At 63.5% G+C, this 15,061-nt stretch carries 18 protein-coding genes and 3 tRNA genes; all 21 read right to left on the reverse strand.

Annotated elements, in window-relative coordinates:
- The 21 genes from BG452_RS07885 to BG452_RS48040 all read right to left on the reverse strand — a co-directional run bounded on the left by BG452_RS07885 (window position 1) and on the right by BG452_RS48040 (window position 14,782).
- Window positions 1-1,233: a siphovirus ReqiPepy6 Gp37-like family protein gene (locus BG452_RS07885; protein WP_188303472.1), complete on the reverse strand. Its 1,233-nt coding sequence runs from the start codon at window positions 1,231-1,233 to the stop codon at window positions 1-3.
- A 71-nt stretch (window positions 1,234-1,304) separates the two neighbouring features.
- On the reverse strand, window positions 1,305-4,850 hold the full coding sequence (locus tag BG452_RS07890; protein WP_223241905.1) for a tape measure protein: 3,546 nt from the start codon (window positions 4,848-4,850) through the stop codon (window positions 1,305-1,307).
- A 9-nt stretch (window positions 4,851-4,859) separates the two neighbouring features.
- A complete protein-coding gene (locus BG452_RS07895; RefSeq protein ID WP_188303473.1) occupies window positions 4,860-5,144 on the reverse strand; it encodes a hypothetical protein in 285 nt (94 codons plus the stop codon).
- Between the two features lie 131 nt (window positions 5,145-5,275).
- Complete coding sequence (locus BG452_RS07900) at window positions 5,276-5,596, reverse strand: hypothetical protein (protein WP_188303474.1); 321 nt, start codon at window positions 5,594-5,596, stop codon at window positions 5,276-5,278.
- Between the two features lie 116 nt (window positions 5,597-5,712).
- Entirely contained in the window at window positions 5,713-6,354 is a 642-nt protein-coding gene (locus tag BG452_RS07905; protein WP_223241906.1) for a hypothetical protein, read from the reverse strand.
- Window positions 6,351-6,728, reverse strand: coding sequence for a hypothetical protein (locus BG452_RS07910; protein WP_188303475.1), 378 nt, complete (start codon window positions 6,726-6,728; stop codon window positions 6,351-6,353). Before BG452_RS07910 ends, BG452_RS07905 begins: the two co-directional genes overlap by 4 nt.
- Window positions 6,729-6,751: 23 nt before the next feature.
- Entirely contained in the window at window positions 6,752-7,084 is a 333-nt protein-coding gene (locus tag BG452_RS07915; RefSeq protein ID WP_188303476.1) for a hypothetical protein, read from the reverse strand.
- Window positions 7,084-7,431, reverse strand: coding sequence for a hypothetical protein (locus BG452_RS07920; RefSeq protein WP_188303477.1), 348 nt, complete (start codon window positions 7,429-7,431; stop codon window positions 7,084-7,086). The genes BG452_RS07915 and BG452_RS07920 overlap by 1 nt, the downstream gene beginning before the upstream one ends.
- Window positions 7,382-8,029, reverse strand: coding sequence for a phage gp6-like head-tail connector protein (locus BG452_RS07925; protein ID WP_188303478.1), 648 nt, complete (start codon window positions 8,027-8,029; stop codon window positions 7,382-7,384). The genes BG452_RS07920 and BG452_RS07925 overlap by 50 nt, the downstream gene beginning before the upstream one ends.
- Window positions 8,030-8,101: 72 nt before the next feature.
- Window positions 8,102-9,172, reverse strand: coding sequence for a hypothetical protein (locus BG452_RS07930; protein WP_188303479.1), 1,071 nt, complete (start codon window positions 9,170-9,172; stop codon window positions 8,102-8,104).
- Window positions 9,173-9,219: 47 nt separating this feature from the next.
- Window positions 9,220-9,789, reverse strand: coding sequence for a hypothetical protein (locus BG452_RS07935; protein WP_188303480.1), 570 nt, complete (start codon window positions 9,787-9,789; stop codon window positions 9,220-9,222).
- 79 nt (window positions 9,790-9,868) lie between these two features.
- On the reverse strand, window positions 9,869-11,383 hold the full coding sequence (locus tag BG452_RS07940) for a phage portal protein (RefSeq protein WP_188303481.1): 1,515 nt from the start codon (window positions 11,381-11,383) through the stop codon (window positions 9,869-9,871).
- A 9-nt stretch (window positions 11,384-11,392) separates the two neighbouring features.
- Window positions 11,393-12,394: a terminase TerL endonuclease subunit gene (locus BG452_RS07945; RefSeq protein ID WP_188303482.1), complete on the reverse strand. Its 1,002-nt coding sequence runs from the start codon at window positions 12,392-12,394 to the stop codon at window positions 11,393-11,395.
- 300 nt (window positions 12,395-12,694) lie between these two features.
- Window positions 12,695-13,000, reverse strand: coding sequence for a hypothetical protein (locus BG452_RS07950; protein ID WP_188303483.1), 306 nt, complete (start codon window positions 12,998-13,000; stop codon window positions 12,695-12,697).
- The gene (locus BG452_RS07955; protein ID WP_188303484.1) at window positions 13,000-13,404 is read right to left on the reverse strand and encodes a hypothetical protein; all 405 of its coding nucleotides are present in this window, start codon (window positions 13,402-13,404) and stop codon (window positions 13,000-13,002) included. Before BG452_RS07955 ends, BG452_RS07950 begins: the two co-directional genes overlap by 1 nt.
- Before the next feature lie 35 nt (window positions 13,405-13,439).
- The gene (locus BG452_RS07960; protein ID WP_188303485.1) at window positions 13,440-13,613 is read right to left on the reverse strand and encodes a hypothetical protein; all 174 of its coding nucleotides are present in this window, start codon (window positions 13,611-13,613) and stop codon (window positions 13,440-13,442) included.
- A gap of 33 nt (window positions 13,614-13,646) precedes the next feature.
- A tRNA-Asp gene (locus BG452_RS07965) sits at window positions 13,647-13,720 on the reverse strand.
- A gap of 2 nt (window positions 13,721-13,722) precedes the next feature.
- Window positions 13,723-13,796: transfer RNA gene (locus tag BG452_RS07970), tRNA-Ser, on the reverse strand.
- A 52-nt stretch (window positions 13,797-13,848) separates the two neighbouring features.
- Window positions 13,849-13,923 (reverse strand) — tRNA-Asn (locus tag BG452_RS07975).
- A gap of 27 nt (window positions 13,924-13,950) precedes the next feature.
- Window positions 13,951-14,379: an endonuclease domain-containing protein gene (locus BG452_RS07980; protein ID WP_188303486.1), complete on the reverse strand. Its 429-nt coding sequence runs from the start codon at window positions 14,377-14,379 to the stop codon at window positions 13,951-13,953.
- A gap of 1 nt (window position 14,380) precedes the next feature.
- Entirely contained in the window at window positions 14,381-14,782 is a 402-nt protein-coding gene (locus tag BG452_RS48040; protein ID WP_411292900.1) for an HNH endonuclease, read from the reverse strand.
- Window positions 14,783-15,061: the final 279 nt, after the last annotated feature.

Genomic DNA, 15,061 nt, shown 5'->3' on the forward strand with positions numbered 1-15,061 from the left:
TCACACCCTCGCACTCAGTTCTCGAACTCGTTGCCACAGCTTCTTGATCTCGCCGAACACATTCGCAGGGGTGCCGGTTCCCTGATCCCCGATCACGGGAGTAATGCTGTGCCCATTCGAGTCCACCTCGATGGTCACCTGGCGCACAATGTCGCAGTGTTCCTCGCCGTCGACAATGCAGGTCACCGTGTCCCCGAGGAACCAGTCCTTGCCGAAAGTCTGCTGGGGAGTGTCGATCGGGTACAGCTGCAAGTTGCCCTGCGGACCGTTGTCCAGGAGAGCCTGCTGCCCCTTGGCGTCGAGCGCCGCAAGGGCATCCTCGACCTTCACGTCCTCGTCGGCGGCCACGGGCGTACCGTCCGAGGCGCTGGCCTTCTTCACCGGGATGTCGCGGGCGTCGACGAAGGTCTCCGAGACGATCCCCCAGAACTCTTCGGCCTCCTGGTCGATGTACTCCTTGATGAAGCGTTCGGCACCCTGCCCCTGGGCCGCGACGATGGCCCGGGTGTACTTCGGGGCCTTCATGGAGTAGACGAACTCCTTGAGATTTCCCAGGTCCTCGGAGAAGCGGATGAGGCCGCTGCGGTCCTGGGGCTCGAAGACGTCGAGTTGGACGCGGCGGGTCTCGGCGTCGTACACCGTCCGCCAGCCCACGCTGCCCGCGTCGCACACCGGCTTGAGGCCGTCCCGGAGGTTGTCCCATTGCAGGTTGAACGGGGTGACCTTGCCGAACTGGTGCCAGGGCTGCTTGTCGCCGTCCGGGGTGGTGAAGCGAGCAGGCGCGCGGCCGTCGAGCGCCAGGGCGCCGGCGTTGCGGCTGACCATCTCCTCCACGGCCTGGGCGGCGCGGACGCCGCCGTTGGTGTAGGAGGCGCTGTCCTGGCCGCTGACCGGCCGCTCGGGGTTGGGGTAGGCCACGTGGGCTTCGAGGATGTAGTTGTCATCGCACCCGGAGATGATCAGGCCGCCGGGCCCGGAGTCGGTGTCGATCGTCCAGTATTTCTCAATGGTCTGTATGGGGCCGGAGACGATCGGCTTGTCGACTCCGTCTCGGTAGGCGACGATGCCGTGCCCCGGCTGGAAGAGTCGGGCGTGCGGCGTGCCGGCCATGATCTTGATCTGCCAGTGGCCCGTGTCGCAGTAGCGCAGGACGGTTTGGAACTCCAGGAAGTCATCGACCTGGCCGATCGGATTGAAGTCGCGGTCTCGCACCAGGACTCGGTATTCGCTCACCTGAACTCCTCCTCTCGGTTGGTGAGTTGGGAAGGGAGAGGCCCGGCAGGCTGACCTGCCGGGCCGTGTCCCTAGAACCCGTTCATCAGGGCGGCCGTGTTCAGGGCCCTCATGATCTGCCGCTCGGACGGGACGTCCGGGGCTGCGTTGACGATCACCGTGTGACCGGCTCGATCCTTCAATCCAGCAATCCGTAGAAGCTGGTCGGTCCGCCGCTCGTCGGTGAGCGGGAGGATCAGTTCGGGCCCGCGCTCGCCGATCTCGGCGAACGTGCGCGAGGTGACCAGGCCGCCCCTCCAGTAGCCCTTCGGAGGCAAGTTCGGGTTCGCCTGCTGCACGTTCTGAATGCCGCCGTAGCGGGCCACGATGTAGTTGATCGAGGCCGCCAGGTTGGCGATCGGGTCGAGCAGATCCCAGGACGTTCCGGCCTGGTGGTAGGCCGCGAAGGTCGGCCAGATCACCTGAGCCAGACCCTTGGACGGGGTGCCGGCCGCGGCGTTCGAGTCCCAGTTGTTGACGACGTTCGGATTGCCGCCGGACTCGCGCTGAACGATGGTCCCCATGCCGCGTTCCCACAGGTCGACCGGACTCACGCCGGTGAGGGCGATCGCCTGATCGATCCACGACTTCACCTGGCCGGTCGGGGCAGGGCCGGAGCCTCCACCCTTCGAGCCCTTCTCGTCCACCCCGGCGAGGAACTTGTCGACGGCGTTGTAGACCGAGTGGGCCGGGGCCATGCCGAGCCGGGAGAGGATCATCGGGGTACCGGCGAGCGTCTTGTCCAGGCCGTCAACGATCGGCTTGGCCGTGTGCTCCCACACGAACTTCGCACCCTTGGCAAGCTGGTCCTCAGCCCAGCCCACCGCGGACTGAACCCAGTGGATCGGGTTCCAGTCGAAGCCCTTCTTCTTCTTCGGCGCCGGAGGCACGATGCCGCCTTCGGCGAACCGGAGGGGCCGGCCTGCAACCGCGTCCGCATTCCAGGAGAGAATTCGGCTGTGTCCAATGGACCGAGCAACCTCCGGTCGAAGGACCGCCTCACCCGGAGAAAGGATCGCCGGATAGTTGTCCACGCCGGGCGCGTAGCCCGGCACAATGCCACCGGTGGCGAATCCCGGAATGTTCGGAATCGTCGGAATTCCCAATTTGTCAAGAACCCAGTTCACGCCGCCATTCGGGTTCTTCTCCGAACCGAGGAGTTCCTTGTTGATGAAGTTGATCGCGGCCTTGATCGGCGCCTGGACGATGTCGCTGACTTCGCCCCAGGTCTTCTTGATCGCCTCCTTCGACTTGTCGAAGAAATTCGACAGGCCGAGAATCGCGCTTCCGAAAGTGTCAAGCACGGGCTTGATCACGTGATCCCAGGTCCAGGACATCGCGGTACCGATTCCGTCCCAGGTGGGCTTCACAATGTCTGTGTAGAACCACTTGATGGCCGGTCCGAGAACGCTCTTGATGAACCATTCGAACAAATGAAGGATCGGCTGAATGACGACCTTCCAGGCCGTCTGAATTGCCCAGCCGATAAGGTCCCAGGTCGGCTTGATGACATCGGTGTAGAACTGCTGGATGCCCGGCCAGAGAATGTTTCGGATTACCGACCAGAATAGTCGGAGGATCGGGTAGATCACGTCAGACCAGGCGACTGCTATGACCGTGCTAATGCCATTCCAGGCCGGTACTATGCAATTCTTCCAGAAGTCTGTAACTGTCGGTATCAAGTAACTTACGATGAATACCCGAAAGGCGTCGTAGACCGGGTAAATGACATTTCGCCAAGCCCACATGACGGCCGCGGATATTCCGTCCCAGGCTGGAACCATGACGTTGTGCCAGAGCCAGAGCGTAGCCGGGACCAGATCGTTCAAGATGAAGTCTCGGGTCGCGAAGAACGCCGGCTTCAGGTACTGGTACCAGGCGATCCAGACGGCGGTGGATATCCCGTTCCACGCGGGGACCATGACGTTCTGCCACAGCCACAGAGTGGCCGGGATCAAGTCGTTCCTGATGAAGTCCTTGGTCGCAAAGAAGGCAGGCTTGATGTACTGCGCCCACGCGACCCAGACGGCCAGCTGAATGTCTGTCCAGGCCCTCTGGCAGAAGTCCCGGAAGGACTTGTTGTGCTGGTATAGCGCAACAAGTCCGACGGTGACCAGGGCTATCGCAGCAATGACCCAACCGACAGGACCAGACAGAATGGCGGCCAGCGCACCAAGCGTCCTGGTGATGGCAATGATTCCCAGAATGGCATGGGCAAGCTGGCCCAGTATCAGAATGGCAGGGCCGAGGAGGGCAATGGCAATGAGGACCTTGCCGATGCCGTTCTGGACATTCTTAGGCAGCGTGGAGAACCAGACAGCCAACCGCGAAACCCAGGAGATTATCTTGGAGAAGACATCGATGATCTTCGCGGCGAACACCGTAAGGAACGGCATCGCACTGTCGAGTGCATCCGCAAACCCGCTGACGGAGCCGGCCAGATGCTCGACCGACTTCGCCGTCTTCTCATTGGAGCCGAGACCGACCTTGAGAACGTTGGTGAGCTTGAGCCAGGAACCCTGTAGCGACTCGTTCGCCGCAGCGGCGGACTTGGTGTAAGTCTCATCCGTGTTCAGGAAGTGGATCAGCTTCGGCATGACGTCCTTAGAAAGGAGATTCCCTTCCTTGGACATCTTCTTGAGCTGCTCGATGTTCTTTCCCGTAGCCCGGGACATCAGGTCCCAGGCAGGGATGCCGTCCATCGTGAGGGTGTTCAACTCCTTGGAGTTGATGGAGACACCCATGAGCATGTGCTCGAACTGAATCATCGCCCGGTTTGCCTGGGAGGTGTTCAGGTGGTGCGCGGCGATGGCATTCGACATCGCGTGAACTTCGTCGGTGACCGGCGCGACATTCGTCTCCAGAGAGGAGAGAATTCGAGCCAGCTTGTACATGTCGTCAACGCTGACGGGTAGCGTCTTCGACATCTGGTCAAGGGTGTTGACCATCTTGACCGCCGCGTCCTGGCCCTGGAATGCGGCGATGGCTGCAATGGTCCGGTTCCGGAGGTCGCCGAACTTCACCGAGACGTCGACCACGCCGACGCCAAGGGCCAGCAGCGGGCCGGAGACGAAGCGGGTGATGCCGTGCCCTGCGGCCACAGCTCCGGTCGCGAAGGCATGGAGGGCGGTGGTGTGCCGCTGAGCCGCGACGACGCCGTCGCTCTCCGCCCGAGCCAGCCGGAGCTGGGCGGCGGCCTGGCGGTCGGCAGCGGCAGCGGCAGCCGCCATCGAGGCGGCCAGTTGCTCCTGGACGTCCCTGGCCACCCGGGCTTCTGCCGTGATCCGGCGCAGTTCGGGTGCGAGACGGGCGGTAGCGGTGTTGAGCTCCCGGAGGGCCGCGGTGGTGGCCCGGGAGGAGGAGACCATGCCCTCCTCGAAGGCCCGGCCCATCCTGCGGCCGGCCGTCCGCATCTTGCCCTCGTTGGCGAGAAGGCCGGTGCTCAGGCTGCTCGACGCGTTGCGGCCGAGCGTTTCCATCTGCCGCATCAGGCTCAGCCGGAACTTGTCCAGGCCATCCCTGTCCAGGCGGGGAGTCACGGGAATGTAGCCGGACCCCACCTTGATCGGTTCGGCCATCATTACTCCCTAGATCTGAAACGGGTTGGCGAAGAACGCCGCGATAGCAGCAGCGGGCGTCATCTCCGGCGCGGAGGCCTCGTGCTGGGCCTCTTCGAATTCGCCGGGGCGCGGAACCGATTCAGGGAACGGGATGTCCGTGGCGCCCTCTCCGGAGTTCGCCTTCAGGAACATCCAGTTCGACACCTCAAGGGAGTCGACCAGTCGAGCAGTCAAGTACTCCTGCGGCCCCCAGGACATCTCTTCATTGATGCAGGAGGCGAATAGACTTTGGCCCGGCATTCGCAGGAGCATCCGGGCCAGTACGCACAGGCGGCGGAGCGAGAGCTTTCCTCGCCAGAGATCACACACGTCCGTTTGGAAGAATCGAAGACAATCGGACTCGAACTCCGGAAGGTGATCCGTGAGGGCGACGGAAAGCAGGATCAGTTTCCCGGCTCACCGAACCCGGCAGCCTCGGAAATCGCCTCGGCGAACTCCAGGAGATCGCGCATCTTCGGCTTCTCCGAGAGGAACACGGCCCACTGGTCCTCACCCAGAAGTGCCTTCAGCATGGCCACGGTGTCGTCAGAGCCGGCCAGCTCCATGACCTCGACCGGCATGTCCAGTGGGGCCGGGATGGTGTACTCGGTACCTCGGAAGTCGAAGTTCGTCTCCTGCTCCAGGGCCTCGTCCTGAGCGATCGACGGACGCTTGCCGGTCGCCGCAACAGCCTTGGCGGCCTGAACCTTCGTGGTGGCAGTCATGGGGGTACCTCGAAACTTGAATAGCGCAGATGGAGAGTGAAGAGAGAGGGGCCGGGCGGTTAAAGCCAGCCCGGTAAGGCTTTCGATCCGCAGGTCAACTTTTGGAGCAAAAAAAGTTAGCCCTTGGAGGTCGGGCCCGAAGTGGTGACGCTTCGGGTGGTGCCACCCGGAGTCGACGGCATGATGTTCTTGTCGTCGGTGATCAGGTAGCCCAGATTGCCGTTGCCGTCATCGAGGGCCTCGATGGTCAGCTCGTAAGCCTGGTTCTTCGTCCGAGTCAGGGTGATGGCGCCTCGGTCCGAAACCATGGCCTGGGCGAGCACTGCGCGGTACTGCGCGCTGGCGTCGTTCCAGTCGACAATGACGGAGATGGTGTCCAGGTTCGGGTTCGATGCGATGTTCAGGCGGTACTGGCCTTCGATGGGCTTGTCGTCCTTGTCGACGGCCGGCTCCCACTTCGAGCCATAGAACAGCTCGGTGTTCGGGGCGTTCAGTTCCATGAGGGTGGCCTTCACCTGGAACGACGCATTCTTCACGGTGTAGAGCACCGGCACGGCGGACTGCCAGACCTCGACCGCCTCAGTCTCGATCTTCGGAGTGATGGTCACACCGTCCGAATTCGCGTAGCCGAGAGGAGCGAAGTTGAGGATCTTCGGGTCCTCGTCGACCTTGAGGGGAAGTGGGGCGTCCTCACCGAAGTGAACCCAGATCTGGCCGTTCGGAGCGAAGCGAATGTTCTTCTTGCTGTTGTTGCTCATACTGTCTTCCTTGGGCTGACTTCAACGAAATAGATCTCGACGGTGCCCAGAAAGCGGGCCTCACGAGATTCAGGATCAGGAAACGAACGTGGCGAATTTGTCTCCGCCACGTCGAGAACCTGAACGGTGTCGAGCACCATCGAGGGCATGTGCTCCAACAGGTATTCACGGACGGCGTAGGCCAGTTTCGAGCACCGCGGCTTGGAAGCGGCGTAGGTGTTGATGGAGAAGCCGGCCCGGTCCATCCGGTCCCGGACGTCACGGTGGCCGCCGTCGTGCTCCACGATGACGGCGGAGGTTCCGGGGCTCCGGCCGACCATGTCGCCGGAGATGAAGACGCCCTTGAACTCCTCCAAGGAACGCAGGTACTCCACGAGGAAGGTTGCAGGGTCGACTCTCACTGTGATCGGGCCTCTCTCAGAGCGGCCTCAAGGAAGTGAGAGCCGGCGTGGCGCTTCCCGGCGCTGTCCGTGAAGCCGAAGTTGAGCAGCAGCACGTGACGGACACGGTGGTCGGGCTCGATCACGACAAGGCCTTCTCCACGGGCAACGCGGACTTCGAACTGCCGCTTGATGGTGTTCCAGTGCCGGGCCCGATTGCGGTATGGCGCAAGGGCCATGGCCCGCCGGGCTATGCCCTCGCAGATCCGGAGGAGAGCGGCTTCGAGCTCGGGGGAGGTGCGGCAGATCTCCTCGAACGCGTAGGGGTCCAGCACGAGTTCGACCGCCATCAGTGGTTCACCCGCCAGACCTGGACGCGCGTGTGGTTGCTGCGGGCGGAACCGTGATCCCAGAACTGGGGCGCGCCGTTCACCTGGTAGTGCTCGCCCTCGAAGGCGACGCGGTCGGTGTCACGGACGTCGACCTGGCCCAGGATGTAGAAGACGGCCTGCTCGGTTTCGGTCTCCCGGCCGGGGTCGGCTGAGGTGAACACCCGGCGGGACGTGCCGCCGATCGGCTGGTGGGACGCCTTGCCGGTGAACACCACGGAGGCGTTCGCCCAGTCGCGTTCCAGGACGTAGCCGTCCTCAGTGAGACCAGCGCGAAGAACCGAGATGGTGTGCCTGAAGAACGGCATCGGTGTCCTCCTTCCGCATCGTGACCGTGCGGAAGGAGCCTCTGCGGTAGCGGCGGCGAAGCGCCTTCAGGGTGGCCTCGGACAGGGAGGCCTGCCCCGGGGTTGAACCGAAGCTGGTCTCCAGCTCGCCCACGCGCTCCATGGAGACGCCGGGCCGCAGGGCGGCCCACCGGATCACCTCGGCACAGACGATGGCCATCAGGCCGGCCGGGCAGGTCCGGTAGCCCCAGGAAGCTGTCACCTGCACGTCGGAGGTGCTGGATCCGATCCCGTGGAACGGGCGCGGTATCCACCCTCCTCGGCGCCACAGGGAGCCGCCCTTCAGGAGGTAGTCGGTGACCTCCTGGCCGTCCAGGAGGACCGAGGAGATGCCCGCCAACGGGAACATGCGCCTCGGTAGTTCGAGCTGGATCGAGAGCGCCAGCGGGATCGACACCATCTCGTTCTCGTGGAACCGGAAGTCCGCCTGGCAGTAGTCCTCGATGAGGCCGATCACGTCCTCGATGAAGGCCTCGAACTGGGGCTTCTCTTCGTCGGAGACGGGCCGCCCGAGACGGGCGGCCACATCATCGACAGTGACGAGAGGATTCTCAGTCACCCTCCGTCCTCCTTTCAGAGGATAATTCGCTCCGCAAGTCAACTTTTGGAGCAAAAAAAGGGAGTGGAAGGCTTACTTGGTGGCCTTGGTGGTCGATGCCTTCTCGAAGGACTTGACTGCCATGACCTGCTCCGGACGGATGACCTTGGCGTCGTAGAACAGGCGGCTCTTGATCGCGTCAGTGAAGGAATCCTCCGGCTCATAGGCCTTCATCTCCGCGAAAGGCATGACCAGGGAGATGGCGTCAGTGGCGAACATTGCCATGTCGAGCTTGTTCAGGTCCGAGGTCAGGTTGCGGATCAGCGGGCTCTTGGTCCGGTCGTGGGAACCGAGGGCATTGGATACCAGGACCGGAATGCCCAGGACCATACCGATGTGGCCGTTCGGCACAACCGGCGTGCCTCCGTATCGCTTCGCGTCGATGAACTGGGGGTCCTTGAGCAGAGAGCGGTAGACGTGAGGGGAAACCGCAATCACGCGATCATCCGGCGCGTTGTTGATATCCAGCTGCGTCACCATGTCCACGATGGTGTTGTAGACCGCACCATCGGAGACCTGGGCACCCTGGTCCTTGAGAACCGGGTCCAGGAGCTCGATGGTTCCGCCCTCAAGCTTCGCGGTCGGTACGACGTTGGCCTCGACCGAGTTGTAGTCCAGGCCCTGCGTTGCGTACATCAGCGTGGTCGCGAGAGTGCGCTCGATGGACTCGGCCTGAATGCGGGCGCGCTTGCGGATCAGGTCCGAGAGCTTGTCGGCGCCGGCCTGAGTGAAGAGCTGGTCGACGCTGTCGATCTCCAGATGGAAGGAGCTGCCCTTCTGCACGGTCATGCGCATGTACTCAAGCTGAGCGTGGTCGCGGTTACCGACCTTGCCGTAGGCCTTGACGATGCCATAGTCGTTGACGATGTCGTTGCCGTCATCATCGGTCCACCGGAAGTGCGGGATGCGGATGGAGTCGCCACCCTTGTGGAACTCACCCTCATAGGCCCGGTTGGTGAACTTGGAATTACCGAGGATCAGCTTGTCCTCAAGATCATCCAGAAGCTGAGTGGTCCAGATCTCCGGGGTGAAGACGCCCTTGACGCCTTCGGTGATTCGGGCGCCGGTATCGCCGTAGAACAGGTCCTTGTTCTGAGTGGACATGAAGTCTCCCTAGGGGATTGAAATGTGCGGTGATGCCTGAGCGACGCTCAGAGCTGGCCGCGCATGATCGCGTCGAGACGGCCCTCGGCACGGGCCTTGCTGATCTCCTGACGGGACATGCGCTTGAGTTGGTCGCGCGTGACCTGACCCGCGCCAGCTCCGCCACCCTGAGGACCAAGGCCGAGATCCTGGCGATACTCCGGCTTCTTGCGTGCCTTCGGGAGGCCATCAACGAACGACGAGATCGCCTCGGAGTTGAGGGTGCCGTCCTCACCGACGAACCGGGTGAGATTCAGGAAGTCGGCATCCGGGAGCCGGGCCCCCGCAGCCGCGGCGGCTGCCTTCAGCTCGGCGGTCGCAACGCGCGTACCGAACTCGGCTGCGGCGGATCGCCGGCCTTCCTGGCGGGCGGTCTCGACGGCCAGCTCCTGGTCCGAGAGGGACGCCGTCTTGAGGGCGTCGAACTCGGGCTTCAGGGCCTCCAGCTCGGCGAAGGACTCCTTGGCGCGGGCCTCGTGCTTGCGGGCCAGCGACCGCCACTTGTCCACCTCGGCCTGGAGGTCCGGGGTGTGCTGCGGCTCGGTGCCGTCCTGCGAAGCGGGGTTCTCGTCGCTCATGCGTGTTCTCCATGTCGGGGAAAGGGGGAAGGCCGCCCTGGCGGCGGCCTTCGGTGTGGTCGGTGTTCGGGTGCCCGCCCTACGCGGGCTTGTTCTTCGGACGGCGGTTCTTGGCCGGCGCGGAGCGGGGCCGGGTGGACGCCACGCCCGGGGCCTTCGTCGCCGTGGCGACGGAGCCGCCAGCCTCGGCCAGCTCCCGGTTCACGTTCCCACTGTTGCCCTGCGGGGCCTTTTGGGCCAGGCCGGCCAGGTCGACGCCGCCCTTCGCCGGGCCGAGCATCGCCGGGTACCGGTGCAGCAGTTCCTCCTGCTCCGCCAGCATGCGGTTGAAGCGCTGGATCTGCGGGGGTGTGTAGCCCGCCTTCTCCCACAAAGCCTGCCGCGGAATGCCGAGAGCGGACTGCTTGATCAAGGCGTCAATGTGCTGAGCCTCGGTGCGGATCTCGGGGTCAGCCCAGATCGTCTCAGCGTGGAAGGCGTCCTGTCGTGGGTCACCGAGCACCTTGAAGGCCAGGCGCATGGCGCGTTCCCAGCCCTCGCCAAAGTGCAACATCCTCTCCCGCGTCTTCGAGGTGAGACCGGCTTCGGCGGAGGCGATGGCGTCGCCGGATGGGATCAGTCCGCCGGACAGGAAATAATGGAACGGGAGCTTCGCCTTTGCCGCCATGTTGGCGACGAGTTTGTCAATCAGGACGCAGTAGTTCGCCAAATTGGCTGCTTCGAAGGAACCGAAACGAGTGTCAGGGTCCTCGGCCTGGAGAAGCTTGTCGACGGCAACCTGGAAAGGGGCAACCGGGTTGCCGTTCTCGTCCTCAGTGATCTCCATGCCGGTGACGTAACGCTGAGGGAAGGCGGCGTATTCGGACGCCACGATGGCGTCCTGGACGGTCTTGTTGATCGCGTCCTGGATCGGGATGATGTCATGCAGATCGGAGTAGGGATGCCACAGGACCGGGGACGCCAGACGGTTCCGATTGATCAGCGGAATGACAGGGGATACCCCAAGGGGATTCCTGCCTACCTTCGGATTGACCCACTCACCCTTGACGTTGTCGAAGGTGTAGACGCGGGTGTCCGTCCACAGAGTGGCCGTCTGGCGGCCCCAGTCGTCCGTGATGAACTTCGCGGCGACCTCGATGTCCCGCTTCGATCCGGGCTTGAACTGGACCGCGATGTGCTCGCTGGACTCGGCCGTGATGGTCGGCCGGCCGTCCGAGTCCGCCCAGACAACGGCGAAGGCAGCGCCGGTGACCATGGCGCCCAGGTGCGCGGCGTTGGAGTCCGCGTCCATGTGGTTGCGCTGCCAGATCTCCTGTGCGTCTCGGTCCGCTGACGGGTCGTCCGTCATCCGGAACCCTTCGACGCGCATCCGCTCGTTGGCGCTGTCGACCACCAGGCCACAGAAGTTGTCGGCCCACTTGTTGAAGATCTCGCCGAAGGCATTCGAGTACTGGGCCTGGGCGAACCGCATCAGCTCGTGGTTGCCCTCGTAGTAGTTGGTGAAGCGCTGGCCGGAGGCCCAATTGCGGGTCAGCTTCCCATACAACCAATCCAGCCACTCAGGCGGCGTCGTCGGTCGGTTGAATGGGTCCATGCGCTTCTCCTAGAAACCAGCTACTCGTCTCCTTCGCTTGAAGAGGCGGCCATCGGCTATTGCGTCTGCCCGAGCTTCGAACGCCAAGACTGAACAGACAGCGAGGTCGATCTTCTTCTTGCTCTTCGGGGAGTTCTTCTGAATGAGAAGTCCCTGTGGGACCTCTCTCGTGACGGCATTCATGACATGCCGGGTAATGTGCTCACTGCCGTCATGGCTGAGATCGCCAGTGGAAACGGCAGTGCGGAACCGCTCAATCGCATTCGTCATGCGAGTCGGGCGGTTGGTCCAGAACTCATAGACCGTGTCGTCTCCGTACTGGAGAGACCAGCGACCAATGGGTTCCTGCCAGTACGGCGGGTCGCAATACATCCATTCGACGCTGTACGTCTCGAAGGCGCGCTTCACCGCGGCCTCGACGCCCAGGACATCTACTTCCCAGTCCGGTCCCGCTTCCCGTGGCTTCTCCCAGAGACCCAGTAGAAATAGCCGGCCGTCGCGAAGGCGACAACCGACAAGACCAGTACTGTCTCCGCGCAGAGAACCATCAAATCCCACAGCGATCTGATCACCTGGAGATATAGGGTCAGAATCAGAAAAGCTTCCATCCCATTCCTCCTTGGACATCCATCCGTCGGCGCCCTCGGCGATGTTGTTCAGGTAGAACCGGTAGGCGACCGAGGCTGGCGTGGTGGCCTTGTCCTGGATGGCATCCACCAGGCCGGAGAAGTCGACCCAGTGCGAGTCTCCGTAGGCCTCCCGGAGGCCGGCGAGCAGTGCGGCCTCGTCGTCCAGGTCGATGTTCCGCGGTGCCTCGCGGCAGTCGTAGAGGCGGGACTTCGACGTGGACTCGGCAACGCGCTGGGCAACCGAATTCTCGGCCGGGTTGTACGCATTGGTGGTCTGGACCCAGCGGGAACCAGCACCGGAGGTCTTGCGGACATTTCTGTCCAGCGTCTCGAAGACGTAGACCCCGTGGTTTGACTCGACCCAGTGGTGGGTCTCGTCCATGATGACGAATTAGGCAAAGCCAGACCCCGACAGAAACGTTTCTGCCGGGGTCTGACAAAGCTCGGCCTCGCCCCCTCAAGACCGCGAGAGGACGAGGTGACCGACTCGATGCGGCCGGGATCGCCACTGCGGAACTGCACTAGGCTCTTGCCGATGTCCAGCCCGTACGTCTCCTGAGCCGGGCCCGAGGCCAGCATTCCCCGGATCATGTCCCGGGTCTGGGCCGTCTGATCCAGGGAGGTGGCAGCGATCTGAATGACCGGCAGGGCAACGCGCTTACCTACCGGATACCCGTCCTGATCAAAGTGAGAGAACCGGGCAGGCCCGATGAATTCGATGATCGCGAGCGATGCGAGAAGAGGTGTCTTGCTTTAAACCCCAGCCCTTAGCACGCCGGAGGGCGCTGGACCGGTAAAGCCACCTCCCCTGCTTGTCGATGGCGTAGAACCACAGGATGAATCGGATCTGCTCGTCGGTGAACTGCCAGGACTGGCCCGCGCTCTCACCATCAGGCTGAACGAGGAAGGTCTCGGCCCATTCAAGGATCTCGTAGCCGAGAGTTTCCTTGGGAGAGGGAATGCCGGAGGGTATGTTGCCTGTCTGCATTACACACCTCCCAGCCTCTTGAACCGCTCCATCCGGAGTACCTTCGAATCAGTCGCCTCACCCTGGGCAGACGAGTTGAGGTCATCGAACGTCATGCGCAACCGTGCACGGTCGTCCACTGTCGAGCCCCATTTGGCGACACGCTGACGAATCTCGGCCGCCAGCATCACCTTCGACTTCCCGGTGACGTACATCTCGTGCACGAGGTTCATGCACTGCTCAAGCTCGAACCAGTCCGTCTCAATGAAGAGACGGGCCTGACGGCACGTCGAGTACACGTCCCAGAAGCGCCTGGCCATCGGGTGCCATTCGTTCTCGTAGATCGAGTGGCATGGCGGGTAGGGCCGCTGTGGAAGCGGCTCGGCTGACGCCTGGTGAGACCAGGGGTCCTTGTTGCGCCGCACCGCGTTGGGCTTCGGGGCGGGGCCCCGGCCGGCCATCAGCGCACCGCCTTCAGCGTGGCCTCGGACAAGCCGAAGATCTCGCCCAGGTCCTCAAGCTCGAAGAGGGCGTCCTGCTGCCAGGAACGGCGCTGAGCGGCCCGGGCGTGCGCCACCTTGGAAGGCGCGTACTGGTCGCTGTGGTCGTCGTCGTTCAGGGTGTAGGGACGCATGGCGCAGGACTCCGTGTCGGATAGAGGTGAAGGCGGCCCCGGCCGGACTCGAACCGGCGGCCTCTGCCGTGACAGGGCAGCGCTCTGACCTACTGAGCTACGGGACCTGAGTGAGTCGGCAGGATTCGAACCTGCTCTTCCGCCCTTCGCGGGCGGGGTGCTCGCCGTCTACACCACGACTCCAGCCGGGAGCGACCCGACCTTGCGGCCACCGGGTGATCAGTCCGGTAGCCGGTGGCTCCCCGCCCTGGATTCGAACCAGGAACCCGGGCCTCAACAGGGCCCTGCTCTGCCTTTGAGCTAGCGGGGAAGAGCCCTCCGAGGAGGGTGGGAAGTATTAGGCCTGCTGGTTGTCGATGTGGATTCGCAGGCCCAGCAGGGCTTGAGCCGGCGGGGCGTCCAAGTAGTCCGCCGCCCTGCGTAGTACGTGGGCGCGGTCGCGGGCGCCCTTGCCGAGCAGCTGGTTGTTGCAACGGCGGCAGAGCAGGCCGCGCACCGCACCGCTGTTGTGGTCGTGGTCGACCGAGAGGTTCTGGGACCGGCGTTCCAGGCAGATGGCACAGCGGCCGTCCTGGGCGGCGAAGAGGACGTCGTACTCGCCGGCCTGGAGGCCGTAGGTGCGCTGGACCCGGGACTCGTGCGCGGCCTTGCGGCCGGCCTGCTTCCGGCAGGTCGAACAGACCCGGCCGCGGGGAGCGAAGAAGCGCTCCGCCCGGTTGCGCTCACAGCGGGAGCAGCGTCGGAATCCCTTGCGGGGCTCGGCCATGTCAGCCCCCTCTGGACTCGCGCTGCGTCTTCTGTCGGTGACAGGCAGAACAGACCGCAGCCAGGTTTGTGAGGTCGTGGGTTCCGCCCCGGGCAACCGGGACGATGTGGTCAACCTCGTTCGCGCCGGTTGACTGGCAGAGGTAGCAGGTCTTCCTGTCCCGGTAGAGAACTCGGAGCCTGATCCGGCTCCAACCGGGGATCGTTCCCCGGTTTCTGCGGGAGCTGTTCGCCCATGGCTTGCGGAGCTGGTGCTCGGTACAACGGCCGTCTCGAACGGTTGTTCGAATACATCCGCCGACGAGGCAGACACTTTTGGCTCTGGGCATCTGCCCTCCCGCTCGGCGGATTGATAGATTGAACGAATGGGCCAGGACTGCCGGTGCGCGGCGCCTTGGGCGCATGGCAGGCACTCCGCCGGAGCGGATCACCAACTAAGGGCGGTAGCCCTGGAAGTCGTGACCGGCCCAGGGTTTCGCATCTGGCCCGGGCCGGTAGACGCCCTCTGGAGTCTTCCGAGAGTTGAATTCTCAACCAGAGACTCAACAGAAGGAGGTGTTTTCCAGTAGAAGCAGGACCCTTTGGGAGTCCTGCTCTCTTGGGCGTTCGAGATCTGAGAGTTCGCTTCGCTCTCTCTCTTCTCTCTCACTAAGTACATAGGTGCCGGAGGTGAGGCACCAGGG

It is taken from the genome of Streptomyces sp. CBMA123 (assembly GCF_014596465.1).
In the GTDB taxonomy this organism is placed as follows: domain Bacteria; phylum Actinomycetota; class Actinomycetes; order Streptomycetales; family Streptomycetaceae; genus Kitasatospora.

What these genes read in the sequence shown, in the direction of transcription:
- BG452_RS07920 (WP_188303477.1), bottom strand. Translation starts at nt 7,431, where the DNA reads ATGCCGTTCTTCAGGCACACCATCTCGGTTCTTCGCGCTGGTCTCACT.
- BG452_RS07895 (WP_188303473.1), bottom strand. Translation starts at nt 5,144, where the DNA reads ATGCTCCTGCGAATGCCGGGCCAAAGTCTATTCGCCTCCTGCATCAAT.
- BG452_RS07980 (WP_188303486.1), bottom strand. Translation starts at nt 14,379, where the DNA reads ATGGCCGAGCCCCGCAAGGGATTCCGACGCTGCTCCCGCTGTGAGCGC.
- BG452_RS07945 (WP_188303482.1), bottom strand. Translation starts at nt 12,394, where the DNA reads ATGGACGAGACCCACCACTGGGTCGAGTCAAACCACGGGGTCTACGTC.
- BG452_RS48040 (WP_411292900.1), bottom strand. Translation starts at nt 14,782, where the DNA reads ATGCGCCCAAGGCGCCGCGCACCGGCAGTCCTGGCCCATTCGTTCAAT.
- BG452_RS07900 (WP_188303474.1), bottom strand. Translation starts at nt 5,596, where the DNA reads ATGACTGCCACCACGAAGGTTCAGGCCGCCAAGGCTGTTGCGGCGACC.
- BG452_RS07905 (WP_223241906.1), bottom strand. Translation starts at nt 6,354, where the DNA reads ATGAGCAACAACAGCAAGAAGAACATTCGCTTCGCTCCGAACGGCCAG.
- BG452_RS07935 (WP_188303480.1), bottom strand. Translation starts at nt 9,789, where the DNA reads ATGAGCGACGAGAACCCCGCTTCGCAGGACGGCACCGAGCCGCAGCAC.
- BG452_RS07930 (WP_188303479.1), bottom strand. Translation starts at nt 9,172, where the DNA reads ATGTCCACTCAGAACAAGGACCTGTTCTACGGCGATACCGGCGCCCGA.
- BG452_RS07960 (WP_188303485.1), bottom strand. Translation starts at nt 13,613, where the DNA reads ATGCGTCCCTACACCCTGAACGACGACGACCACAGCGACCAGTACGCG.
- BG452_RS07950 (WP_188303483.1), bottom strand. Translation starts at nt 13,000, where the DNA reads ATGCAGACAGGCAACATACCCTCCGGCATTCCCTCTCCCAAGGAAACT.
- BG452_RS07915 (WP_188303476.1), bottom strand. Translation starts at nt 7,084, where the DNA reads ATGGCGGTCGAACTCGTGCTGGACCCCTACGCGTTCGAGGAGATCTGC.
- BG452_RS07890 (WP_223241905.1), bottom strand. Translation starts at nt 4,850, where the DNA reads ATGGCCGAACCGATCAAGGTGGGGTCCGGCTACATTCCCGTGACTCCC.
- BG452_RS07940 (WP_188303481.1), bottom strand. Translation starts at nt 11,383, where the DNA reads ATGGACCCATTCAACCGACCGACGACGCCGCCTGAGTGGCTGGATTGG.